General features: G+C 68.7%; 26 protein-coding genes and 2 pseudogenes. 16 read left to right on the forward strand and 12 right to left on the reverse strand.

The features are described 5' to 3' along the window. Nucleotides 1-159: 159 nt before the first annotated feature. Complete coding sequence (locus FGL15_RS06145) at nucleotides 160-720, reverse strand: suppressor of fused domain protein (protein ID WP_138945364.1); 561 nt, start codon at nucleotides 718-720, stop codon at nucleotides 160-162. 82 nt (nucleotides 721-802) lie between these two features. Next, on the reverse strand, nucleotides 803-1,297 hold the full coding sequence (locus FGL15_RS06150; protein ID WP_138945365.1) for a MarR family winged helix-turn-helix transcriptional regulator: 495 nt from the start codon (nucleotides 1,295-1,297) through the stop codon (nucleotides 803-805). A gap of 164 nt (nucleotides 1,298-1,461) precedes the next feature. Here FGL15_RS06150 and FGL15_RS06155 point away from each other — a divergent pair, with 164 nt between their 5' ends. The 7 genes and pseudogenes from FGL15_RS06155 (at nucleotide 1,462) to FGL15_RS06190 (ending at nucleotide 7,191) form a co-directional block, all read left to right on the forward strand. Beyond that, nucleotides 1,462-2,268, forward strand: a complete 807-nt coding sequence (locus tag FGL15_RS06155) for an MBL fold metallo-hydrolase (protein ID WP_138945366.1) — start codon at nucleotides 1,462-1,464, stop codon at nucleotides 2,266-2,268. Then, nucleotides 2,259-2,681 (forward strand): nuclear transport factor 2 family protein, encoded by a 423-nt coding sequence (locus tag FGL15_RS06160; RefSeq protein WP_138945367.1) that lies wholly within the window; start codon nucleotides 2,259-2,261, stop codon nucleotides 2,679-2,681. The genes FGL15_RS06155 and FGL15_RS06160 overlap by 10 nt, the downstream gene beginning before the upstream one ends. Before the next feature lie 143 nt (nucleotides 2,682-2,824). Next, nucleotides 2,825-3,532 carry a DUF4190 domain-containing protein gene (locus FGL15_RS06165; protein WP_168223335.1) on the forward strand — a complete coding sequence of 236 codons (708 nt, stop codon included), beginning with the start codon at nucleotides 2,825-2,827 and terminating at the stop codon, nucleotides 3,530-3,532. 322 nt (nucleotides 3,533-3,854) lie between these two features. Beyond that, on the forward strand, nucleotides 3,855-4,355 hold the full coding sequence (locus FGL15_RS06170) for a DUF2510 domain-containing protein (protein WP_138945369.1): 501 nt from the start codon (nucleotides 3,855-3,857) through the stop codon (nucleotides 4,353-4,355). A 119-nt stretch (nucleotides 4,356-4,474) separates the two neighbouring features. Next, nucleotides 4,475-5,233 carry an MmpS family transport accessory protein gene (locus FGL15_RS06175; RefSeq protein WP_138945370.1) on the forward strand — a complete coding sequence of 253 codons (759 nt, stop codon included), beginning with the start codon at nucleotides 4,475-4,477 and terminating at the stop codon, nucleotides 5,231-5,233. 99 nt (nucleotides 5,234-5,332) lie between these two features. After that, a complete protein-coding gene (locus FGL15_RS06180) occupies nucleotides 5,333-6,283 on the forward strand; it encodes a type IV toxin-antitoxin system AbiEi family antitoxin domain-containing protein (protein ID WP_138945371.1) in 951 nt (316 codons plus the stop codon). Nucleotides 6,284-6,315: 32 nt separating this feature from the next. After that, nucleotides 6,316-7,191, forward strand: a pseudogene (locus FGL15_RS06190) (nucleotidyl transferase AbiEii/AbiGii toxin family protein). A 6-nt stretch (nucleotides 7,192-7,197) separates the two neighbouring features. Here FGL15_RS06190 and FGL15_RS06195 read toward each other — a convergent pair. The 3 genes from FGL15_RS06195 to FGL15_RS06205 all read right to left on the reverse strand — a co-directional run bounded on the left by FGL15_RS06195 (nucleotide 7,198) and on the right by FGL15_RS06205 (nucleotide 9,313). Then, on the reverse strand, nucleotides 7,198-7,761 hold the full coding sequence (locus FGL15_RS06195) for an OsmC family protein (RefSeq protein WP_138945374.1): 564 nt from the start codon (nucleotides 7,759-7,761) through the stop codon (nucleotides 7,198-7,200). Nucleotides 7,762-7,908: 147 nt separating this feature from the next. Beyond that, nucleotides 7,909-8,436: a cytochrome C5 gene (locus FGL15_RS06200; RefSeq protein WP_138945375.1), complete on the reverse strand. Its 528-nt coding sequence runs from the start codon at nucleotides 8,434-8,436 to the stop codon at nucleotides 7,909-7,911. Nucleotides 8,437-8,488: 52 nt separating this feature from the next. Continuing rightward, on the reverse strand, nucleotides 8,489-9,313 hold the full coding sequence (locus tag FGL15_RS06205) for a class I SAM-dependent methyltransferase (RefSeq protein WP_240773818.1): 825 nt from the start codon (nucleotides 9,311-9,313) through the stop codon (nucleotides 8,489-8,491). 195 nt (nucleotides 9,314-9,508) lie between these two features. On the opposite strand from FGL15_RS06205, the gene FGL15_RS06210 reads away from it, so the two are divergent. The 4 genes from FGL15_RS06210 to FGL15_RS06225 all read left to right on the forward strand — a co-directional run bounded on the left by FGL15_RS06210 (nucleotide 9,509) and on the right by FGL15_RS06225 (nucleotide 12,932). Further along, nucleotides 9,509-10,618 carry a DNA alkylation repair protein gene (locus tag FGL15_RS06210; RefSeq protein WP_138945376.1) on the forward strand — a complete coding sequence of 370 codons (1,110 nt, stop codon included), beginning with the start codon at nucleotides 9,509-9,511 and terminating at the stop codon, nucleotides 10,616-10,618. Between the two features lie 162 nt (nucleotides 10,619-10,780). Beyond that, nucleotides 10,781-11,596: a CPBP family intramembrane glutamic endopeptidase gene (locus tag FGL15_RS06215; protein ID WP_138945377.1), complete on the forward strand. Its 816-nt coding sequence runs from the start codon at nucleotides 10,781-10,783 to the stop codon at nucleotides 11,594-11,596. 4 nt (nucleotides 11,597-11,600) lie between these two features. Continuing rightward, entirely contained in the window at nucleotides 11,601-12,188 is a 588-nt protein-coding gene (locus FGL15_RS06220) for a TetR/AcrR family transcriptional regulator (protein WP_168223338.1), read from the forward strand. A 96-nt stretch (nucleotides 12,189-12,284) separates the two neighbouring features. Beyond that, on the forward strand, nucleotides 12,285-12,932 hold the full coding sequence (locus tag FGL15_RS06225; protein WP_138945379.1) for an NADPH-dependent F420 reductase: 648 nt from the start codon (nucleotides 12,285-12,287) through the stop codon (nucleotides 12,930-12,932). A 75-nt stretch (nucleotides 12,933-13,007) separates the two neighbouring features. Here FGL15_RS06225 and FGL15_RS06230 read toward each other — a convergent pair whose 3' ends face one another. Then, on the reverse strand, nucleotides 13,008-13,484 hold the full coding sequence (locus tag FGL15_RS06230; RefSeq protein WP_138945380.1) for a GNAT family N-acetyltransferase: 477 nt from the start codon (nucleotides 13,482-13,484) through the stop codon (nucleotides 13,008-13,010). A 581-nt stretch (nucleotides 13,485-14,065) separates the two neighbouring features. Further along, on the reverse strand, nucleotides 14,066-15,022 hold the full coding sequence (locus FGL15_RS06235; RefSeq protein WP_138945381.1) for an alpha/beta fold hydrolase: 957 nt from the start codon (nucleotides 15,020-15,022) through the stop codon (nucleotides 14,066-14,068). A 204-nt stretch (nucleotides 15,023-15,226) separates the two neighbouring features. Between FGL15_RS06235 and FGL15_RS06240 the strand changes: the two genes are divergently transcribed. After that, complete coding sequence (locus tag FGL15_RS06240; protein ID WP_138945382.1) at nucleotides 15,227-15,859, forward strand: hypothetical protein; 633 nt, start codon at nucleotides 15,227-15,229, stop codon at nucleotides 15,857-15,859. Nucleotides 15,860-15,890: 31 nt separating this feature from the next. Beyond that, nucleotides 15,891-16,349: a hypothetical protein gene (locus FGL15_RS06245; protein ID WP_138945383.1), complete on the forward strand. Its 459-nt coding sequence runs from the start codon at nucleotides 15,891-15,893 to the stop codon at nucleotides 16,347-16,349. Nucleotides 16,350-16,954: 605 nt separating this feature from the next. Here FGL15_RS06245 and FGL15_RS06250 read toward each other — a convergent pair. After that, entirely contained in the window at nucleotides 16,955-17,251 is a 297-nt protein-coding gene (locus tag FGL15_RS06250) for a helix-turn-helix domain-containing protein (RefSeq protein WP_121292442.1), read from the reverse strand. Nucleotides 17,252-17,362: 111 nt separating this feature from the next. On the opposite strand from FGL15_RS06250, the pseudogene map reads away from it, so the two are divergent. Both map and FGL15_RS06260 read left to right on the forward strand, forming a co-directional pair. Continuing rightward, a pseudogene (gene map, locus FGL15_RS06255) lies at nucleotides 17,363-18,138 on the forward strand (type I methionyl aminopeptidase). A 61-nt stretch (nucleotides 18,139-18,199) separates the two neighbouring features. After that, entirely contained in the window at nucleotides 18,200-18,700 is a 501-nt protein-coding gene (locus FGL15_RS06260) for a hypothetical protein (RefSeq protein WP_138945384.1), read from the forward strand. A 3-nt stretch (nucleotides 18,701-18,703) separates the two neighbouring features. Here the strand turns inward: FGL15_RS06260 and FGL15_RS06265 are convergent, their stop codons facing one another. Beyond that, complete coding sequence (locus tag FGL15_RS06265; RefSeq protein WP_138945385.1) at nucleotides 18,704-19,456, reverse strand: SDR family oxidoreductase; 753 nt, start codon at nucleotides 19,454-19,456, stop codon at nucleotides 18,704-18,706. A gap of 182 nt (nucleotides 19,457-19,638) precedes the next feature. Here FGL15_RS06265 and FGL15_RS06270 point away from each other — a divergent pair, with 182 nt between their 5' ends. Next, nucleotides 19,639-19,884 (forward strand): hypothetical protein, encoded by a 246-nt coding sequence (locus FGL15_RS06270; protein WP_086474745.1) that lies wholly within the window; start codon nucleotides 19,639-19,641, stop codon nucleotides 19,882-19,884. 45 nt (nucleotides 19,885-19,929) lie between these two features. Here FGL15_RS06270 and FGL15_RS06275 read toward each other — a convergent pair whose 3' ends face one another. From FGL15_RS06275 to FGL15_RS06285, 3 genes are all read right to left on the reverse strand, one after another. Next, complete coding sequence (locus FGL15_RS06275) at nucleotides 19,930-21,195, reverse strand: GNAT family N-acetyltransferase (RefSeq protein ID WP_138945386.1); 1,266 nt, start codon at nucleotides 21,193-21,195, stop codon at nucleotides 19,930-19,932. A 521-nt stretch (nucleotides 21,196-21,716) separates the two neighbouring features. After that, nucleotides 21,717-22,067 (reverse strand): cupin domain-containing protein, encoded by a 351-nt coding sequence (locus FGL15_RS06280; RefSeq protein ID WP_138945387.1) that lies wholly within the window; start codon nucleotides 22,065-22,067, stop codon nucleotides 21,717-21,719. Nucleotides 22,068-22,121: 54 nt separating this feature from the next. After that, nucleotides 22,122-22,574 carry an Lrp/AsnC family transcriptional regulator gene (locus FGL15_RS06285; RefSeq protein WP_056013555.1) on the reverse strand — a complete coding sequence of 151 codons (453 nt, stop codon included), beginning with the start codon at nucleotides 22,572-22,574 and terminating at the stop codon, nucleotides 22,122-22,124. Nucleotides 22,575-22,685: the final 111 nt, after the last annotated feature.

Genomic DNA, 22,685 nt, shown 5'->3' on the forward strand with positions numbered 1-22,685 from the left:
CAACGGCCCAAGCTGAGCACTATGCGTGTCGACCCAGATGTGGTGGTGGAGACATGGAGCTGAGGCCGGTGGATCGCGGTGGTCCGCCGTCTATCGGAGTGGCGCATCTCTCGGGAGAGCCGATCAACGCGCGATGTGAACCTTCGAGTGATTCTGAAGCTAGAACCGCTCACCCCGCTCAACATCCAGCAACGCATCCACCGACCCCACCTCGGCAACGAGCGCGTCCCACCCACGCTCCCCCGCGACCGCGGCCTCACCGTCCGTGAGCAACCGCAGGGTCCGCACGTGTCCTACCACCTGGCCGGCCTCGTTACGGATCTCGTCGAAGGATGCTCCCCAGCGCGACGGCGTCACCAGGAGCGCGGAGATCGCTGTCCCGTTGAGGAACGGCGTGCCGTTGCGCCACGGCGCAAGCACCGGTGGCACCCGGCGGTTGGTCGCGATCTCGTTGATCACGATGCGCAGCGCGACCATCGCGGCACCCTGCTGACCGTCGACGACCTCCACAGCGAGCTCGATCCGTTCGCCGGAGTCGGTCGCGAGCCGAGACACCCCTGAAGTGAGGATGGTCACCGGCCCATCCTCAGGGCGCTTCTCGATCACCATCACCGATCCGCCAATGCGGTCCTTGAACACCACCGGGTCCAAGCCGAGGGCGTCGAAGATGTGGAGTGGGAAGGCGTCTTCGCCCGGGACGAGAGGGACATCGCTACTCATGCGCCGAGCCTAACCAAACGGGTGCTCGGCGAGCCAGAGGGCAGGCACCGAATCCGGCGGATCACACACGAGCCGACCTGCCCTACGGCATCACCGGCAGCGCCCCCGAGGCGTGCTTGCTCAACGTCTTCACCGACTCCTCGAAGACCGCGCGGTTCTCAGCCGGCAGGACGGACAGCATCAGGCGCTCGATGTTCCGAGCATGCAGACCAGCAGCCTCGACGACCGCCCGCTCACCCTCCGCCGTCAGCTCGATGAGCTGCACCCGGCCATCCTCGGCAGAGGCCCGGCGACTCACCAACCCCTGCTCAACGGCGCGATGCACGAGCCGCGTCGCCCCACCGGACGTGACGACCTTCGCCTGTGCGATGTCCCGCACCGACAGCCCACCAGCACCCGCCCGACCGACGATCAGTAACAGCTCGAACAGCGAATGACTGAGGCCCGTCTGCTCCTCGAGCTCCTTGCCCAGCAGATACTCGAGGCCGTTCGCCGCGCCCAGCAGACGACCGAACACCAGGATGCGCGCATCACTCGCCGCATCCTTCGCCGAAGCGAACTCGTTCTCAGTCGTCACCTCTCCACAGTAGACGCTGGAGGCAGGCCGCCGACCGGTCGGGAGGTCTTCATCCAAGGATCGGGAATAGCTGACGAGTCAGCTTTTGTTGTAGCTTCATGTAGGCCGCACCGCGGCATCGACTCGGGCGCACCGAGCCTCGTCCAACCGAAGGATCCACCACCATGACGCTTAACTTCGACGTCTTCGACCTCGATTTCCCCGCGGGTTCGAAGAACAAGTCCGCCGTCCTCGTGACCGGCGAAACCGAGGCACTCCTCGTCGATGCCGGCTTCACCCGTGCCGACGGCCACCGCCTCGTCGCGGCCATCCTCGACTCCAGCAAGACGCTCACCACGGTGTTCGTCAGCCACGCCGACCCCGACTTCTACTTCGGCCTCGAGGTCGTCGCGGACGCCTTCCCCGACGCAGCACTCGTCGCCACCCCCATCGTCATCGAGCACATCAACGCGTCGTTCGACGGCAAACTGACCGCCTGGGCCTCCCTCGGCGCGAACCTGCCGACCCGGCTCGTCCCCCTCACCCCGCTCCGCGGCGACGCACTCGTCGTCGACGGCCAGCGCCTCGAGCTCAAGGGCGCCTCAGTCGCCCTCCCGGACCGCCAGTACCTCTGGAACGCGGAACACCGCGCCATCTTCGGTGGCGTCCTCCTCTTCCAGCAGGAGCACGTGTGGACCGCAGACACGTCGACGCCGGAACTCCGCGCGGCGTGGATCGAGCTCCTCGACGAGATGCAGGCCCTCGACCCGCAGCTCGTGATCGCCGGCCACCGCCTCCCCGACACCGCGAACGACGCGACCGCCATCGACTACACGCGCTCGTACCTGCAGGCGTTCGAGACGATCGTCGCAGCGTCCGCCGATGGCGCTGCCGCGACGCAGGCGCTCGTCGAGCAGTACCCGTCCTCGGGCATGCTCATCGCCGCTCAGATCGGACCGAAGGTCGCGAAGGGTGAGATGACATGGGGCTGAACGACACCACCGCGACCGAGCCGTCCTCGGGACCACGGGACGTCGTGCGGAGGCAGTACCTCGCCTCCGCTGCCGGCGACCTCGACGCACTGCGCGCGACCCTCGCCCCAGACGTCGAGTGGACCGAGATGGCCGGCTTCCCGCTCGCCGGAACGTACCGGACGCCGGAGGGCGTCACGAGCAACGTGATGGAACGACTCGGCGCGGACTGGGCTGACTGGACCGCGCACGACGACACCTACGTGGTCGACGGCGAGAACGTCGTGGTGCTCGCGCGGTACACGGCGACGCACCGCGGCACGGGCAAGGAACTGAACGCCCGGGTGGCCCACCACTTCGTCGTCCGCGGTGGACTCATCCTGCGCTTCGAGCAGTTCGTCGACACGGCACTCGTCCGCGACGCGAGCCGGTAGCGACCAGCGCTGGTCTACGAAGGGGTGGGGCGGACATGCCCCACCCCTTCGCTGTCGGCATGGACCGCGAACCGAAGACGGCAGTGATCCAGAGCGTCGACCTCGGTACGGTGGAACCAACGCAGCAGAGAGGCACCACGCGCATGTCCACTTCGAATCAGCCGCCCGCCCAGAACCAGCCCTACCCGCTGCCGGTGCCCGGACCGGCTCCCGTGAAGACCGGCAAGCGCGGCAACGGACTCGGCATCGCTGCCCTCATCGTCGGCGGGTTCGCGCTCATCGGGGCGTTCATCCCGATCCTGAACTACGTCGCCGGGTTCGTCGGACTCGTCGGCCTCGTGCTCGGCATCATCGCGTTGTGCCTGAAGAACCGGAAGAAGGGCTTCGCCGTCGCCGGCACGATCGTCTCGGCCATCGCGATCGTCCTGAGCATCATCCTCGCGATCACGTACACGGCCGGGTTCGCCGGGCTCATCGGCGACGCCGTCAAGACCGCCGAAGCGAAGTCCTCCGAGGCGGCCAACAAGGAGATCTCCGTCGTCTACGAGGTCAACGGGACCGCGACCGACGCCTCGATCGTCTACTCCACCTACACGGCGGGCACCAACGGCACGGAGCAGTCCACCGGTCAGGCGCTCCCGTTCATCAAGGAACTCGCCGTCAAGGCCGGCAGCGACACCGACTTCACCGCGTTCTCCCTCGTCGCGACCAACGGCGCCGAGGACACCGGGTCGGTGAGCTGCAAGATCACCGTCGACGGCGATGTGGTCGCCGAGCAGACGTCGACCGGCGCGTACGCGTCAGTGGCGTGCTCCGCGTCGGGTGTCGATGGGGTGACGGAGAACAAGTAGTCTCCATCGCCCGCCTGACGATTGAGACCGCCGACCCCAGGACTGAACATCGTGAGCTCGGCAGTGGACCCGCGGACTGATCGACCCGTGAACAGGCGCTGCGGAGCAAGGTCGCGGACGAGGGACCGCGCGGACGCGATCCGCTTCCAGACCAGGGGATAACCCCCTCTACGAAGTTGGTCGCGTGCCCTACATTGGGACTGATGTCCCCCACAGTGCGGACATCAGACTGAACACACAGGGGGCCTCACGGCGTGAACCTGACTTCGCCGCCTGCCCGCTGAACCTCCCGCCGGTGCATGCCCTCTCCGAAAGCACCTCGATGACGCTCGTCCCCCAGCAGCCCGGACACATCCCGGCAGGTTGGTACCCAAACCCGCAGCGACCCGGTCAGCAGCAGTACTGGGACGGCACCGCCTGGACCTCGGCCGTTGCACCGCTCGCTCCGACCGGGCCAATGCCGATGCTTCCCGCACCACAGCAGTACGGAGCGCCCCCTGCTCCAGCCGCATATGCGCCCATGCCCTACGCACACCAGCCCTACCCGGCACAGGTCCCGTATGCCCGTCCGCTCAAGGAGAGCGGCACCGGCTACCTGCTGGCGATCCTCCTCGGCGGCTTCGGAGCTCACCAGTTCTATCTGGGCAACGTCGGCGCCGGGATCGGCTTCATCGCCCTCTGGTGGGGCGGCTGGGCACTGAGCGTCTTCGGCATCGGCTTCGTCGCGATCCTCGCCGCCTTCATCTGGTGGATCATCGACCTCTGCACCATGCAGTCCCAGGTCGACACCGCGAACCGACGCCTCATCGCGTACCCCTACTGACCCGCCCGGCATCCGGGTCGCGCACGCAGCACTGACCAGGCGCCCTCCCACTCGCTTCCCCGCACCACCGACCGACGCCAGCACGCCGGCCGATCACACCGCAGAAAGGCACCACCACCATGTCCTACCCCGAGCAGCCTCCGTCACCGCAGGAGCCCTACGGTCAGCAGCCGTACGGCCAGGCACCCCAGGGCCAACAGCCCTATGGCCAGGCACCCTACGGCCAGCCCGGTTTCGGCCAGCCGACGCCGCCGCCCGCGAAGACCGGCAACGGTCTCGGACTCGCCGCCCTCATCATCGGTGTCGTCTCGCTCATCGGCGCGTTCATCCCGTTCGTGAACTTCGTCTCCGGCTTCCTCGCCTTCGTCGGCCTGGTGCTCGGCATCATCGCCCTCTTCCTCAAGAACAAGTCGAAGGGCCTCGCCATCGCGGGCACGGTCCTGTCGCTCATCGCGATGATCCTCAGCATCATCCTCGCGATCACCTACACCGCCGGGTTCGCCGGCGCCGTGAGCGAAGGCATCAAGACCGCGCAGGCTGAGTCGTCCGCCGAAGCCGACCGCGACGTCACCGTGGTCTACGAGGTGACCGGCACGTCCGCCGCCTCGTCGATCACGTACATGACGTTCACGGACGGCAACAGCGGCACCGAGCAGGCCAACGACCAGGCGCTCCCCTTCACCAAGGAGTTCACCATCAAGGCCGGTGGCACCTTCGACTACAGCTCGTTCTACGTCATGGCGATGAACGGTGCCGACGACGCGGGTGACATCTCCTGCAAGATCACCGTCGACGGCAAGGTGCTCGCCGAGAACACCTCGACCGGCGCATACGCCTCGGCGTCGTGCTCCGCCTCGAGCATGGACCTCAACGAGTAGGTGCCTTCGGAGCACCCAGCTCGGGCTGCGCTCGCCGAGAGCGACCAGATGGGCGCTTGCAATCTTGGAAACTAACGCCCAGAGCGTTAGAATCCAAGCATGCATTCCCAAGAGTCGCTCCGCACACTCGCGGAGGTGACCAATTCCCAGTGGGGCATGGTCACCTCCGCTCAGGCCGGCGCGCGCGGGATCAGCCACATGAACCTCACCAGGCTGACCGAGTCAGGAAGTCTGGTCCGACTGGCGCAGGGCGTGTATCGGGATGCTGGCGCGCCGAGCGTCGAACACGAGGAGCTCCGCGCAGCCTGGCTCGCGATCGAACCCAAGAAGCTCGCGTACGAGCGACTCGAGGACGTGCCGAACACCGCAGTCGTGTCCGGCGAGTCGGCCAGCAGACTCCATGCCATCGGCGATCTGCGCGCCTCCAGAAGCGAATTCACGACGCCTACTCGCAAGCAGACGCAGCGCACCGACGTGCGGTACCGCACTCGGTCCCTTCCGAAGCAGGATGTGGTGGTCCGCGACGGTCTTCCTGTCACGACGCGAGAACGGACGATTGCAGACCTGGTCGAGGATCGACAGGATCTCAGCCTCGTCGCTGGCGTCCTCCGCGATGCCGCGCAGCAGTCCCGTCTGGGTCTCGACCGCCTCAGCGAACTCCTCAGCCCGCTCGCGGAACGGAACGGCCACCGCAAGGGTGATGGGGATGCGCTCCTCGAAGAGCTGCTGCAGATCGCAGGCATCGACGCCGCGTCGGTTGCGAAACACCTGGCGGCCATCCCCGACCTCGGGGCACTCATCACGGCGAACTACCTCAGCCAGCTGCCCGAGTTCGATTTCAAGCGGATGTTCCCGGATATCGATGGCATCAACGCAATTTTCGGGAAAGCAATGCGATCACAGGCCGAACAGATGAGCGATCTCGTCGCAGCGATGTCCACGCGTGCCATGGCCGACATGCAAGCGAACACAGCGAAAGCCCTCAAGGGCTATGACTGGGCTTCCATCGCGACGGCGACATCACGGACTCAGCGGAGCGCCGAGGAGTGAGCGGACAGGAACGCTATGCAACGCCCGCAGCCGTGGAGTCCGCAATCGCCGCCGCCGCACGCAACACGTCTCGCTCGAATCCATCACTGACGACGAGCGAGCGTATTCGCCTCGAGTACTTCAACCGATTCCTCAGCCGGGTCTTCTCCGAAGGCCACGTGTCCGGCTGGATCCTCAAGGGCGGCACCGGGATGCTCGCGCGGGTGGCATCGGCGCGGGCGACCATCGACGTCGACCTCACTCGGAGCGGTCATTCCCTCGATGCTGCTCTCAGCGAGCTTCGCCGTCTCGCCGAGACCGACCTCGGAGACTTCTTCCGCTTCGACTACACCGGGTACGTGCCGTCGATCGGTGGGGACCAGCAGGCCTAGGTCGACGGATACCGGGTGAGCTTCGACATCTCGATCGGGGCGAGTCGCAAGGGCCAGCTCCACGTGGACCTCGTATCGAGCGCCATCACCACGGACGACCCGGAATTCGCCTCGCCAGCCAATGCGCTCGATCTGCCGAAGCTGGCCAACCACCCCTATCGGTTGTATTCGGTCGTCGATCAGATCGCGGACAAGGTGTGCGCCACACTCTCGCTCTACAACGGCCGCCCGTCGAGCCGTGAGAAGGATCTGGTCGACCTCGTCGTGCTCGCCGTGACGCAGGACATCGATGGCGCGAAGCTCACAACCGCTCTCCAGGTTGAGGCACGCATGCGATCGCTCGACCTGTCCCACACGTTCCACGTGCCGCCGCACTGGGGCGCCAATTATGCAAAGCTCGCGAAGGGTGTGCCCGCCTGCGAGCAGTTCCGAACCATCGATGACGCACAGTCGCTGGCTCGATCGCTCATCGAGCCGGCACTCGATGGCAGCGCCGCAGGACGAGTCTGGAACCGTGCCACGCTGAAATGGAGCTAGGGTCGATCAGCCTTTCGAGACGCTGATCTCCACCGGCGTCGGGTTCTGGAACAGGTCGAGCACCGGGCAGTGCGCATCGACCGCGGCGCGCAGCTCCTGGTAGCGGTCCTCGGTCTCGGGACCGCTGATGCTGATGTTCAGCCGGATCGTCGAGAACCCCGCGCGAATCTCGTCAGTGATGCCGAAGAGGTTGCGCACGTCGAGGTCGCCCTCCGCATCGACACTGATGTCGTCGACCTGGATGCCCAGCGCGCTCGCATACAGCCGGTAGACCACGATCTGGCAGGAGATGAGCGCCCCGAGCGCGAACTCCACCGGGCTGGCGGCTACATCGTCCCCAGCCAGCGCGGCCGGCTCGTCGACGAGGAAGCGGTGCCTGCCCGCGGTGATCTCGCTCGCGACCGAGCCCTCGCCGGAGCCGGAGACGCGGTAGGTGAGCGCCGCACTCGATGGTGCAGAGGCGATCCGCTCGGACCAGGAGGCGCCGGCGGCGGCGAGCCGGTCGGCGCGCTCGGTTGCGGAGACGGCAGGGACGGTGACGGTGGCGAGGTCGTTCGTGAGGAGAGTCATGCGGACAGTGTCGGCGGTGAGCGCGATATCTGGCCAACGTCCGGTGTCACAACTCGTCACGAAGTCGACGGCACCGGCCTCAGGGCGGCACGAACGTCACAACTGACCGGGCGACTCGCAGTCAGTACCGCCACTCCCACGCCGCACTCACATCGAGAGGCGACGCACGAGCTCCTCGACGGTCGAGAACTTGATCGACTCGACGCCCTCTTCGTCGTCCTCGTCGGGCTCGACCTCGACGGCCTCGAACGCGAGGTCGGCGTCGAGCTGCACGAGCACCGAGCTGTCGGGGAACTGCTTCGGCGCGTCGAACGAGAGCAGCACGGCGTCGATGAAGACGATCACCGAGCGCAGCACGAGGTCGTCGCGCAAGTCGGCGGTCTCGATGACCTCGTCCGACTCGACTGCCTCCTCGATCTCCGACGCCACGCGGTCGAGCAGCACCTTCCACTCCGCCGCGGGCGTCGAGAGGACCCGCTGCGCCAAGTCGGCGAGCGCCGCCGGCTCCGGCTCGCCCTCCTGCTCCTCGGGCTCGGGGTCGACGTTGAGCATGACCTCGGCGTCGATCGCGTCGAAGCGGGCGAGCCCGTAGACGAACGTGTCCTCCACCTCGGGCGAGGCGACGAGGCCCCGACGCGTGAGTTCTTCGGCCAGGGCAGTCAGCGATGCAGTCATGCGCGCCAGGCTATCGCGACCGGGTGAACGGAGGCAGAACGCCGGTCGGCCGCTATTCCTTGGTGGCGTAGATCCGGAACCGGCGCTGCGTCACGATGATGGGCGCTGCTGCGTTCAGCTCGGAGAGTCGCTGAGCATGCGCTTGCACGGTGAAGTCGGGAGCGTCCCACGGGACGAGGCCGATGTACGTGACGAGGGCGACAGCATCCTTGAACTGCATCGATCCCTCCCATGAGTCGACCTGGTCGATCCGCATCCCCGCTTCCCGCAGAGCCTCCGCGTGGGCTTCCACGGTGACATCGGGGTGGGTGTACTCACTCCCGAACCATTCATGGATCTGGGGTGCGTCGAAGCCGTCCACCTGTTGGGTCAGGAACCTGCCGCCGGGCGCCAAGACGCGGGCGACCTCGACCGCGTCGTAGGACTCGTGCCGAGACATCACGAGATCCTGGCTCTGATCGGGGAGGCCGAGGTCGTCGCTGGCATCCGAGTCGTACTGCAGCACCGCGACGTGGTGGGGTGCGAGCTGCGCTCTCGCTACGGGGACGTTGGGTGGCCATCCTTCAGTAGCGACGACCAGGGGCAGACGTGCGGACTCGCGGGAGAGCGATTCCAGGAGCGCGGACAACCGCTCCCCACCGCCCGTTCCCAGATCCAGGGCTCCGATGCGTGAGTCACGCAGCGCGCGCAGGCAGTCCGCTTCGAAGTCCCACCATGGACTGTCGGAGATCAGCGCGTCGTCCAACCGTGAGAAGTCCCATCCGACCATCTGCGCTTCGGAATGTGCCGCGTTGAGGCGTTCGAGGAGGTCGTGATCAGCTCCGTGGAGCCCGCCGCTGAGCTGCTGGGAGTGCTGTTGTCGGTCGCCGATCGTCACGTTTTGAGTCTGACACTGGGTCGGTTGGGTGTCGACCCGACCTCGGTGATGGCGTCGGAATTGCCGAGTGCCGCGGCGTCCAACCCCGCTGAGTTGCCTGAATGTGTTGCGAATCGGGCGAGATCGGAACAGTTTCGGGCGACTCGGCACAGGCCCAGCACCACACCTGTCAGCGGCACACGCCATGATCACCGTATGCCCTTCGCAGACGAGCTCCTCGGCACCGCCGTCGCCCGCACCCTCACCCACTCGCTCCAGGAGGCCGCGCCAGGGAAGCCGTTCGAGGCCACGGCCCAAGCAGCCGAGCGGCTCGACGGCCTCGCCCTCCGCGAGCGGGCCGACCTCCTGCGCGACGCCCTGCTCGAGGACGTTCCCGGCGACTACTCGACGCTCGCCGGCGTCATCCGCACCGCCCAGGCGTCGAACCCCGCGTTCACCGGCTGGCTCATCTGGCCGGTGACGAGCGCCGTCGCGGCCCGCGCGGTCGAGGAGGGCACCCCCGACGCCTTCGACGACGCCATGCGACTCCTCGCCGAACTCACCGAGCGCCTCAGCGCCGAGTTCGCCATCCGCACCCTCCTGCGCCACGATCTCGACCGCGCGCTCTCCATCGTCCTCGACTGGACCACCTCCGACAACGAGCACATCCGCCGCCTCGCCAGCGAAGGCACCCGCCCCTACCTGCCGTGGGCGGTGCGCGTTCGGGAGATCGTGGCGAACCCGGGCGTCACCGTCCCGATCCTCGACGCCCTCTACCGCGACCCGAGCGAGTACGTGCGCCGCTCCGTCGCCAACCACCTCAACGACCTCAGCCGCGACGACCCCGACCTCGTCGTCGCGACCGCGAACCATTGGCTGGCCGACCCCGACGCCAACACCCCGGCGCTCGTCCGCCACGCGCTCCGCACGCTCGTGAAGCGCGGCAACCCGGGCGCCCTCGCGGCCCTCGGCTTCGGCGCGGCGACAACGGAGGTCGAGGGTTTCGCGGTCGACAGCGCGCACATCCCGTTCGGAGGCTCGGTCCGATTCGTCGCGACCGTCCGCAACACCGGTGCCGAGACGGCCCGCTTGGCGATCGACTACGTCGTGCACCACCAGAAGGCGAACGGCTCGCAGACGACGAAGACGTTCAAGCTGACGACGACCGAACTGGCTCCCGGCGAGCACATCCTCCTCTCCCGCGAGCACTCGTTCCGAGCGATCACCACCCGCCGCTACCACCCGGGTGCGCACGGGATCGCGCTGCAGGTGAACGGGGTCGCGACCGAGCCGCTGGCGTTCGAGCTGCTGCCGCCGGTGGAGTGAGGCGGGCGTCCCCACGGCCGAGCCCGCTTACTGAGCCGGTCGAAGGGCGCACTTCGACAAGCTCAGTGACCGGTGGAGCTCAGTGACGGCCTCGGCGGGCCGCTCCGCACCCGACCGCATCCGGCAGCCACGCCAATGGGAATACACATGTATTCTTTCCGCGTGTCCACTCTCTCATCGCCCACCTCCACGCCCGATCTGATCAGCAACCACCCCATCGCGAGCTGGCGCCTGCGCGCACCGTGGCTCGCCGCCATCGCCTTCGCGCTCGTCCCCGTGGTGTTCACGGCCGGCGCGTCAGCAGCAGCGCAACTCTCCGGGGCGAGCGAGGCCGGAGCAGCCCTCACGCTCGCCGCGGGAGCAGCCGTCTCCGCGATCCTCGGCCTGGTCGTCATGCGCCTGTCGCCGCCTCGATTCCGCGACTTCGGCTTCCGGAGTCCGCGGCGAGCGCGCGCCGCGCTGTGGTTCGTCCCGGCCGCAGCCACCGTCCTGATCATCCTCGGCGCCCAAGGCATCCGGGTCGAGGCACCGACCATCGCGGCGTACGGAGTCCTCGTCGCCGCCGTCGCGCTGAACGAGGAGACCTGGTTCCGCGGCATCGTGTTCGCGATCCTCCGCGCACGCAGCACCCGCACTGCCGTCATCGGCAGTTCCGTCCTCTTCGGCGTCCTGCACCTGGCGAACCTCGCGGGCGGTGCGGACGTCGGATCCTCCATCCTGCAGGTGGCCTTCGCAGCCCTGTTCGGCCTCGTCGCCGCCCAACTCCTCGTGCTCACGGGCAGCCTCTGGCCTGCGATCGCCTGGCACGCCGCTTGGAACTTCGTCAGCTTCATCGGCGGTGACTCGACCGACGACCGGTCGCTCGTCGGACTCGGCGCGGCCTGCGTCGTCATGCTCGGCTATGCGGTGTTCCTCGGGCGCCGAACGTCTTCGCTGCCTGACGGCGCAACGACGACCGACGCCCCAGCCCTACCCTGAGAACGTGGACCTGACCGAGCGCCAAAGCCAACTCGCCGACGCGGCGCTGCGGATCGTCGCACGATCCGGCCTGGGCGCCCTGTCGTTCCGCGCCGTCGCGAGTGAGGACGACTGCTCGCTCGGTTCCGTGCAGAAGGCGTTCCCGAGCAAACAGCGGATGGTGGCGGCAGCGTTCACCCGACTCCGCGACACCTCGGCGCCCCTGCCACCCGGAGAACCGGGCCGCCCGAACCTGCGACAGTGGCTCGTCGACCTGTTCATCGGCGTCCTCCCGCTCGACGAGCCGCGCCGAGCCGCACACCGCCAGGGCGAGGTGTTCGGGCAGGTCGCGCTGGTCGACCCGGACATCGCCGCCGCCATCGCCGAGACCGACGCCCGACTCCGCGGGCTCATCGCCTCGCTCGTGGCGCGCGGGCGTGCTGAGGGAGAGATCCCCGCGTGGGTCGATCCCGACACCGCCGCCTGGGCCGTCTGGGCGCTCGCGGGCGGCGTCGCCTCCCAGCTCGGCTACGACCCGGAACCCGAGAGCGACGTCCGGAGCAGACTCGATGCGGCGATCGGCGCGCTCCTGGGCGTCGCAGCCACCGACTGACGACCGGCCCATACGACCGATCCAACGCGGATGAACGTCCGCTGAGAATCGCCGCGCGGAGGAATGCCCCACCCCGCCCGAACCGTTCCCCTGAACATGACAACCATCGGAATCATCGGTTCAGGAAACATCGGCTCTCAGCTCGCACGCCTCACGGTGGCGCAGGGTCACGACGTCATCGTGTCCAACTCGCGCGGACCGGAGACGCTCACCGACCTCGTCTCGGAGCTCGGCGAGCACGCCACCGCCGGCACCGCCCTCGACGCGGCCCAGCGTGGCGACATCGTCATCGTCACCATCCCGCTGCACGCGATCGACACCGTCCCCGTCGCACCGCTCGCGGGCAAGGTCGTCATCGACACGAACAACTACTACCCCGAGCGCGACGGCCACATCGCCGAGCTCGACGAGGAGACCACCACCACGGCCGAGATGCTGCAGGCGCACCTCCCCGAGTCGAAGGTCGTGAAGGCGTTCAACCACATCTACGCCGCCGACCTCACCACCAAGGGCAAGCCGTCCGGCACCCCGAACCGCCGGGCCCTCGTCATCGCCGGTGACGACGCCGACGCGAAGGCCACCGTCGCCGCACTCATCGACTCCTTCGGGTTCGAGCCCCTCGACATCGGCGCGCTCTCCGAGGGATGGCGCATCCAGCGCGACACCCCCGGCTACGGTCCGGACGTCGACGCCGACAAGCTGCGCGAACTCGTCGCCGAGGCCAAGCGCTACCGCGACATGTAAGTCACGCCACATCGCGGATCGCCTCGAGTGGTCGTCCAGGATCTCCTGGTGCGAGCATTCGGGGCGATTCGTCGTTCAGTGGCCCGGTGGGTCGGCCCGCCATTCGAGGAGCAGCGGCGCTTCCTCGAACCCGGCGCGGCGGTAGACCGGCGCACCCGCGTCGTTCGAGCTGACGGAGACCCGCCCGATGTCGCGAGCGCGGGCGGCGTCGAGGAGTCCGTCGACGAGACGGCCGGCGATGCCGCGACCGCGGTACTCCGGGCGGACGAAGACACTCTGCACGTCGCCCGTCAGTCGGCGGAGTGTCCCGATGTTGGGTGCGCGGGAGAACACGACGAGCCATGCCATGCCGACGAGCTGATCGTCGACCTCGGCGACCAGGCACACCCGGGAGTCGGGTTCGACCGCGATCCACGAGACGAGGTCATGGGCGAACAGCGCCCGTTCCCAGTCGGCGAGCGGGGCGGCGGGCGGCGACATCATGAGCTTCAGCTTGGCGAGCCCGGCAGCATCGGCCGGCGTGGCGACGCGGATCACGACCTCGGGTTCCATGGGTCGAGTGTGCCACGGGCCGCTGTCATGGCGCGGGAGGGGCAACCCGGGGTGCCCTTCGACAGGCTCAGGGACCGGAAGGGGGCGCCCGGGGACCGGAAGGGCGGGCCAAGCAGAAGGGACCGCCCGGAACCGGTGACCCGGAGCCGAGTCACGGTCACGGAGCCTGTCGAAGTGCGGGGAACGGAAGAATGTCTCGAGCGGAGGGACCGCCGAGGCACCAGTGACCCGGAACCGAGTGACGGTCACTGAGCCTGTCGAAGTGCACACGAGGGACGCCCGCCCGGGCTGAAGCCTCCGCGGGAGGGGCGGACTCGTGGGCCCTTCGACAAGCGGGTCCTGGGCCTGTCGAAGTGCACACGAGGGGCGCCCGCCCGGACCAAAGCCTTCGCGCGGGAAAGCCGGACTCGTGGGCCCTTCGACAAGCGGATCCTGAGCCTGTCGAAGGGCAGGGAGCGGGAAGGTCTCGGGCGGAGGTGACCGCCGCTAACCGAGTGACCCGGGACCGGGCTCCTGTGCGCGCCGAGCCTGTCGAGGCGCTCGGGCGCCCTTCGACAAGCTCAGGGACCGGAAGGGGCCGCTCAGGGAGCGAGCGCCGCGAAGCGGTCCAGGGCCGCTCGCAGCACGGCGCTCTCCTCGGCGCCGCCGTGGCCCTCGGTCTCGACGATCGTCAGCTCGCTCGCCGGCCACAGCTGATGCAGGCGCCAGGCGGTCACGGCCGGTCCGCTGATATCCCTGCGGCCGTGGACCAGCGCACCGGGGATGTGCGCGATGCGGTCCATTCGCGACGGCACCGCCCGGTCGCCTGCGAGGAAACCGTCGTGACTCCAGTAGTGGGTGACGAGCGTCGCGAAGGCCTCGCGCACGGCCGCGTCGGCGAACAGCTGGCCGACGCGTTCGGGGTGGTCGAGTGACACGTGCGCACTCTCCCAGCGGTCCCAGGCGGTCGCGGCGTGTGTGCGGTCCGCCGCGTCGCCCTCTCGGAGACGACGCGCGTAGGCCTCGACGACCCGCTCACCGTCCCGCCGGTCGCTGTCACTTTCGAATCGCGCCCATTCCTCGGGGAAGACGCGGCCGACGCCCTCGGTGATCCAGTCGACCTCGTCACGACTCGTGGTGGTCACCGCGACGAGCGCCAGCGCGATCACCCGATCGGGATGCTCCTGCGCGTAGGCGAGCGCGAGGGTCGTGCCCCACGAGACCCCCGCCACGACCCAGCGCTCCACACCCGAGGCGACTCGCACCGCCTCGATGTCGGCGATGAGTCGCTGCGTGGTGTGACCGTCGAGCTGGTCGCGGGCGTCCACGATGTTCGGCAGGCTGCGGCCGCTCCCGCGCTGGTCGATGCCGATGAGGCGGTACCGCGACAGGTCGAAGTGCGAGCGGTACCAACCGGAGCCGAGCGACCCGCCGGGGCCGCCGTGCAGCCAGAGCGCGGGGACGCCGTCGGGGGTACCGGACTCCTCGACGAAGATCGACGCACCGCCATCCACGTCGACGAAACCGGTGGTGTGCGGGTCGGCTTGCTCCTCGGTCATCCGTGCCACGCTACACAGCTCGGGTCCTGCGTGCAGGCCCTTCGACAGGCGCAGGGACCGGGAAGGCGTCCGCTGCCCTTCGACAGGCTCAGGGACCGGGAAGAGGTCCGTCGCCCTTCGACAGGCTCAGGGACCGGCCAGGCGTGCATGCCCTTCGACAAGCTCAGGGACCGAGAAGTGGGCCCGTCCGTAGACTGGGCGCCCATGGCGGAAACGAACGCAGTCACGTCAGGGTCCAAGCAGGTGTGGATCGTCGCCGGAGCACTGCTGGTCGGGTCGGTCCTCCTCGGCCCACTCGTCCAGATCGGGTCCTTCCTCGGGCCGACCGACGGCATCCTCGCGACGTTCCTGTCCGTCTTCTCGATCGCCCTGTTCGCGATCGGCTCCGACCGTTCCAGCAGCGTGACCGCGAGGCGCCCGCTCGGCACCGGCGCCCTCATCGCGCTCGGCATCTGGATGACGATCAGCTCGTTCGTCCGCGGTCTGGCGACGATCCCGGCCGCCGTCGAGACCTTCCTCAGCTTCGGCTACCTCGACCTGCTCATCCAGTTCGTGCTCGCGGCCATCGCGACAACGCAGATCGCCCGCGCCGGAACCGTGCCCCGCCCCTGGCACCTCGCGCCGCTGTGGGTCGTGGCGGTGACAGCAGCATCGTGGACCGTCCAGCAGATCATCGTCGTGGCGGCGGGCTCGAACGTGTCCCTCTTCATCCCGATCATCGTCATCCTCGACGGGTGGGTCCGTATCGTCGGCCCCGTCTTCCTCGGGATCGTCGCCATCGCCCTCGCCAGCCGCGAGTCGGCCGTCGCGGCTGGCGTCCGGGAGCAGGAGTCGTAGGCTGTCGGGAATCGACATCGGGGGACGTCACATGCATCGACGCATCGCATCAGGACTCATCGCACTCACACTCGCCGCCGGGCTGAGCGCATGCACCGGCGGGGTGACGAGCTACGCCGACCTCGAGCGCGACCAGGCCGACACGGATCGTCTCCCGGCAAGCACCACCGGAGCCGGCAGCGACGACCCGCTCACGATCGACGCCGACACGACCCGACTCGTCGCCGTCCAAGGCGACACGGAGATCTTCCTCGCGTCGGCGACGGAGCAGGGTCAGTCCCGGATCTGCATCATCGTCTTCGCGGAGACCGAACCGTTCCGGGCCTGCGGCAGCGGTGACCGCGTCGGCATGAGCGACAGCGTCAACGAGTACACGGTGCTCTCCGACGCCGTCGTCGACACCGCACTCGACCCCGCCGAGGACTGGACGAAGATCAGCGAGAACGTCTTCACCCGCCCGGTCCAACCGACGACGAGCGACACGCAGTAGCGGCGGACACAGACCCTTCGACAAGCTCAGGGACCGGCGCGGCACGTCGGGCTGATACGACCGCGCGACTGCGTGGGCCCTTCGACAAGCTCAGGGACCGACGTGGCACGTCGGGCTGATACGACCGCGCGACTGCGTGGGCCCTTCGACAAGCTCAGGGACCGGCGCGGCACGTCGGGCTGATACGACCGCGCGACTGCGTGGGCCCTTCGACAAGCTCAGGGAACGGCGCGGCACGTCGGGCTGATACGACCGCGCGACTGCGTGGGCCCTTCGACAAGCTCAGGGACCGGCGCGGCACGTCGGGCTGATACGACCGCGCGACTGCGTGGGCCCTTCGACAAGCTCAGGGAACGGCGCGGCACGTCGGGCGGATACGGCCGCGGGACTGCGTGGGCCCTTCGACAAGCGGATCCTGAGCATGTCGAAGGGCAGGGACCGACGTGGCACGTTGGGCGGATACGGCCGCGGGACTGCGTGGGCCCTTCGACAAGCGGATCCTGAGCATGTCGAAGGGCAGGGACCGACGTGGCACGTCGGGCGGATCCGGCCGCGGGACGACGTGGGCCCTTCGACAAGCTCAGGGAACGGGAGCGACGGGGGAGCTAGGAGACGAGTCGCTCGCGCAGGCGTTCGCCGGATGGGGCAGTGTCACGCCGGGTCGGGCTGATCGTCGCCCAGACCTCGTCGAGGGAGAGGCCGAGCACCTCGGCGATGGCGGCGATGGTGGAGAACGCCGGCGTCGCGACCCGGCCCGACTCGATCTTCCGCAGCGTCTCCGGCGAGAGACCGGCGTCGAGGGCGATGTCGAGCATCGAACGCTCACCTCTGGCCTCGCGCAGGAGCGCACCGAGGCGCTGACCGCGTTCGACATCGGTGGGGGTGAGCGGAAGGCGGACCATGCGCCCAGTGTAGTACGGGATAGTTTGACCGGTATAGTTATTGGCCGAGCGCCGTTCGCGGCACGAACACCACCGCACCACGAACGCAGCACGCCGATGGAAGGGCCCCGCATGATCGAGATCTTCACCCCCACCGAGGTCGCGAAGGCACGTCGCACCGGCGAGCTCGTCGCGAACATCCTGCACACGCTCAAGCACCGGGTGACGGTCGGCACGAACCTCCTCGAGATCGACCGCTGGGCGAAGGCGATGATCCTCGAGGCCGGCGCTGTCTCCTGCTACGTCGACTACGCCCCTCCTTCGGTCGCGGTCCCTTCGGCCACTACATCTGCACCGCCGTGAACGACGCCGTCCTGCACGGCCTCCCCCGCGACTACACGCTGGCCGACGGCGACCTCCTCACCCTCGACCTCGCCGTCCTGCTCGACGGGATCGCCGCCGACTCGGCCATCAGCTTCGTCGTCGGCACGGCGACCCCCGAAGACCTCGCGCTCATCGAGACCACCCAGGAGGCCCTCGCCGCCGGTATCGCAGCCGCCAAGCCGGGTGCGAAGATCGGCGACATCTCCTTCGCGATCGGCACCGTGCTGCGTGGCGCCGGCTACCCGGTCAACATGGAGTTCGGCGGCCACGGCATCGGCACGACCATGCACCAGGACCCGCACGTCTCGAACGACGGTCGCGCCGGCCGTGGCTACAAGCTGCGCCCGGGCCTCCTCCTCGCGATCGAGCCGTGGGTCATGGCCGACACCGACAAGCTCGTCACCGATGCCGACGGCTGGACCCTCCGCAGCGTGACCGGCAGCCGCACCGCCCACAGCGAGCACACCATCGCGATCACCGAGGACGGCGCCGAGATCATGACGCTGCCGACCGTCACGTTCTGAGCACCTGAGGGTCCGCCGAGCGGACTCGACCGGCCCGGCACACCGTGTTTAGGCTGGTGACATGACCGACGATCGCCGCACGGTCCTCCGGGGCCGGTACCTGAGCCTCGGACTCGGCGAACTGTTCGCCGCCCTCGTGTTCATCTGGGTCGCGTTCGTCTCGGCGCTGCCGTTGTTCGAACGGCCGACCGACGCGCTCGCGTTCTGGTCTGCCCTCGTACCGCTGCTGCTGATCCTCGTGCAGGCCGGCGTCTACTGGCTGCTCGCCCGGCGGTGGGTCAAGCAGGGCATCATGCCTCCTGGACTGGCCGCCACCTACCGCGGGTTCCGCGTGCTCGACGCGGTCCTGCTGCTCGCCGGACTCGTCGGCATCATCGTCTGGTTCCCCGCCCACCCCTTCGCGGCCATCGGCATCCCGTTCGTCTGGCTCCTGGGTGTCATCGAGTACGTGAACTACTTCGTCGTCCGGCTCGCCTACCCACCGTCCGTGTGGTTCAAGCGGATCGGCGAGTGGCGTACGCCTCGACTCATGCAGGACGTCCGGGCGGCTCAGCGGAGCTGACGCTCAGCGAGCGGCGCTGAGCGAGTCGATCCACTGCGCGAAGGTCTGCTCACCGCGCTGCGCATCTGGCCCGGCGAGGGTCGTGCCGTCGCGCATCGCCTTGCCGAAGCCGCCGGGCAACGGGATCTGCACGACCGGGCCACGGATGCCCGTGGCGGCGGTGTAAGCCTTGACCATCGCGGTCATCCGCAGTTCCTCGGGGCCCGCGAGATCGGCCGGGCGCCCCTGCGGCTCACCCTCCGCCAGCTCCACCAGGCGCTCGGCGACTTCGCGCGCGGCGACCGGCTGCGAGGTCATCGTCGGCACCATCGTGACCGGCCCGAAGCGGAACCGCTCGACCATCTGCTGCGCGAACTCGTGGAACTGCGTCGCCCGGAGGATCGTCCACGGGATGCGCCCAGTGCTGACGAGCTCCTCCTGCAGCGCCTTGCCCGCGTAGTAGCCGAAGGGCGCACGATCACTGCCGACGATCGACAGCGCGACGTGGTGGGGCACGCCGGCAGTGCCCTCGGCCTCGAGCAGGTTGCGGGTGACCGCCCCGAAGAACTGGCGCGACTGCTGGGCGGACTGCGTGGCCGTCGACGTCACATCGATGACGACGTCCGCGGCCTCCAGCTGCTGCGCGAGCCCGGCTCCGGTGGCGAGGTCGACGCCGGTGGCACGCGACAGCGCGACCAGCCGGTGTCCGCGCTCCTGGGCCACCGCGACGACGTGTCGCCCGACCATCCCGCTGCCTCCTGCGACGACGATCTTCATGCGACACTCCCCTCTGCTCGACGGATGTCACTCTATCGGCGAGGCGCGGCGCCGCTTGAGTTGCACGCGGTCACATCGCGGTGTATAACAAATCTGCACGTCGAGATGCAGATCCTCCCCGACGGGTCAGGACACCGAGACGCACCTCCCGCCCGAACCCGACCAGGAACCACCCGACCCCGATGACGACCCTGCAGCACCCCGCCTCCACCGGCTCCATCCGCACCCCACGCCCGCAGCTCGCGGCACTCCCCCGCACCCTGCGCCGCAGTATCCCGGCCGAGCAACGCCAGCTCTTCCGCACCCTAGCCGCCACCATCGGTGGTTTCATCCTCGCGACCGGCCTGGTCGGCGCATTCATCACCGGCTGGTTCGTCCTGCTCGGACTCCCCGCCGCGGCGATCTTCCTCAGCGCGACCGCGCCCTGAGCGATCGCGCCCTGAACGACCAGAGGAATCGGCGCGAGGATCTCCCTAGAAGTGCGTCCGCAGGAAGGGCGCCTGCTCCGTCGCGAAGGCGAGGTCGAGCGCTCGGACCGCCTCCGAGGACCCGGTGATGAGCCCGGCCTCGGCGAGCGCCGACACGCGCGGGCCGCCGAGGAGGACGGCCGACAGCTCGTTGATGGTGAGGCGCACAGCGTCGTCGTCGGTCGACTCCGGCACGTCGCCGAGGCGTTCCGCGACCGCGGCACCGTGCTCGTCGATGCGGAGCGCGAACCGACCACCGGCGAGACCGAGGGTGTCCTCGACGTCGAGCAGGTGCTCGTGAGGATCGGACGCCCCGGGGACGGTGAACCGGCGCGCACCGAGCACGGTCGGCACGTCGACGATGCGCAGCCAGAGGGAGTCGGCGCGCGCGGTGGTCTTGACCGCTCGACGATCGACCAATCGCCACTGGATGGCTTCGACCGTCGGAGCCTGGTGGAAGGTGACCTTCGTCGTGAGGCTGATCCCGGTGAGGTGCCGCCAGAGCGCATAGCGGGCCTCCGGGGTGGTGGCGACGAGGTCGTCGACGACGATGGTCCCCCACTCCTCGCCCACGCGGTACAGCGCGTAGCCCTGCGGCTCGCCTTCGGCGTCGTCGTAGCGGAGGGCGAGCGTGTCACCCTCACCGTGGCTGAAGTGGCGGATGGTCACCTCACGGAGGGCCTGCTTCCACCACGCGACCCCGCGGTCGATGTCGCCAGTGCCGCGGGAGCGCTCGAACAGCCCGGGCGCGACGGTCGCGAGCGAGCGCGGGTCGAGCGTGTGGACGCGGCCAGCGGGCGGCGCACCCCGCCAAGCGACGCGCTTGGGGTCGACCTCGTGCGTGAACTCCCAGGTCGCCGGGGCGAAGCCGTAGCGGCCGTAGATGGTCGCCTCACTCGCGGTGAGCGCGACGACTGCGGCACCGGTGGCCTTCGCGTGGTGGAGTCGGTTCTCCATCAGTGACCGGGCGATCCCCCGACGTTCGTGGGAGGTGGAGACGGTCACCTCGGTGATGGCCAGGGCGCGGACGGTGCCGCCAGGGATCGACAGGGCGGTCGGGAAGGAGCCGAGCGTGCCGACGGGGACGAGCGGTTCGGCCGCGGTGTCGTCGTAGACCCCGAGGATCGAGCTGCCGACGAGGAGCTGACGCCGCTCGGCACGCACCGCCACGTCGGTCTCGGGCTTCGAGAGGAAGCCGCGGGACGCTGCACCCCACCAGAGGTCGAGGGCGGCGTGGTCCGTGTGGTCGAGCTCGACGGTGCGCAGGTTCATGCGACAAGCCTATTGGGGCCGCGGTGACGGACCCCGGTCGGAGAAGGAACCCGGTCACTGAGCCCTCCACCGGTCACTGAGCCTGTCGAAGTGCACACGGAGAACACCACCCGGCGAACAGAAGCCAGCCCGGGGGCCCTTCGACAAGCTCAGGGACCGAAAGAAGACACCCGGTCGGAGAACGAACCCCGGTCACTGAGCCTGTCGAAGTGCACACCGAGAACACCACCCGGCGAACAGAAGCCAGCCCCGGGGCCCTTCGACAAGCTCAGGGACCGAAAGAAGACACCCGGTCGGAGAACGAACCCCGGTCACTGAGCCTGTCGAAGTGCACACCGAGAACACCACCCGGCGAACAGAAGCCAGCCCGGGGCCCTTCGACAAACTCAGGGACCGGAGGAAGCTGAACTCAGGAGCGGAGTGGCCGGAACGCAGGAGGTCGGCGCGAGAGCAGGATGGGCGGGCGCGAAGCGTCCTGCTGTCGGGCGGATGTCCTGCTGCCGCGCCGCGAGGCGCGCGGGTCAGGCGACGTAGACCTTGCGGAGGGTCTCGCGGACGGTCCAGGTGGTGCGAGCGCCGGCGGCGAGTCGGGCGATGGAGCCGGCACGGAGCTCGAGCGACGGGGTGCCGTCGGCGAAGTCGACCGTCGCCTCACCGGAGAGGACCACGAACACCTCGTCGATCTCGGTGTCCTGCACGACGCCAACACCCAGCTCCCACACGCCCACCTCGGTGTCACCGACGGCCGTGAGGGACACGATCCCGCTCCGCGGCGACCCCGAGACGACGTCCTCGGGCGCGAGCGGGTTGTCGGCGAGCGCCACGTCGGCACCCTGGAGCACCGCATTCGGAGCGAGCAGGTGGTCGGTCATGAGGTACCTCTCTGAGCAAGAAGGAGACGAGCGGGGTCGGCGCAGCCCGACGACCTACCCGACGCCCCAGCCGTAGGCGAGCTTGTGGGCCTCGAGGACGAAGAAGGTCTCGGTCGACCGCACCCCTGGCGTCGGCTGCAGAGTGTCGAGGAGGAACGTCTTGTAGTGGTCCATGTCGCGGCACACGGCCTCGACCATCACGTCGAAGCCACCGCTCGTGAGCACCACGTAACTCGTCTCCGCGTGCTTCGACAGCTCCTGGCACACCCCGCGCGCCATCCCCGGCTCGCAGCGGATGCCGATGAGCGCCAGGTGGTCGAAGCCGATCGACAGCGGGTTCGCGATGCCGACGATCTGCAGGATCCCGGTGTCCTCGAGTCGCTGGATCCGGTAGCGGACGGACGATGCGGGGAGCCCGGTCTCGGTGGCGATCTCGGAGAACGCCTTCCGTCCGTCCTGCTGCAGGATCGCGATCAGCCGACGGTCGATGTCGTCAAGGTCGTTCATGTGGCTCCTCCGGCAGCGGGCGGATGGTCATCTGGCAAGCGTAGCGAGGGAAGCCGTGCGGCCCGGGTGCGGTGTCCGCCCCACCCGAGCCACGAGCCCCGGCCGACCGAC

The sequence above is a fragment of the Plantibacter sp. M259 genome (assembly GCF_006065115.1).
In the GTDB taxonomy this organism is placed as follows: Bacteria; Actinomycetota; Actinomycetes; order Actinomycetales; family Microbacteriaceae; genus Plantibacter; species Plantibacter auratus.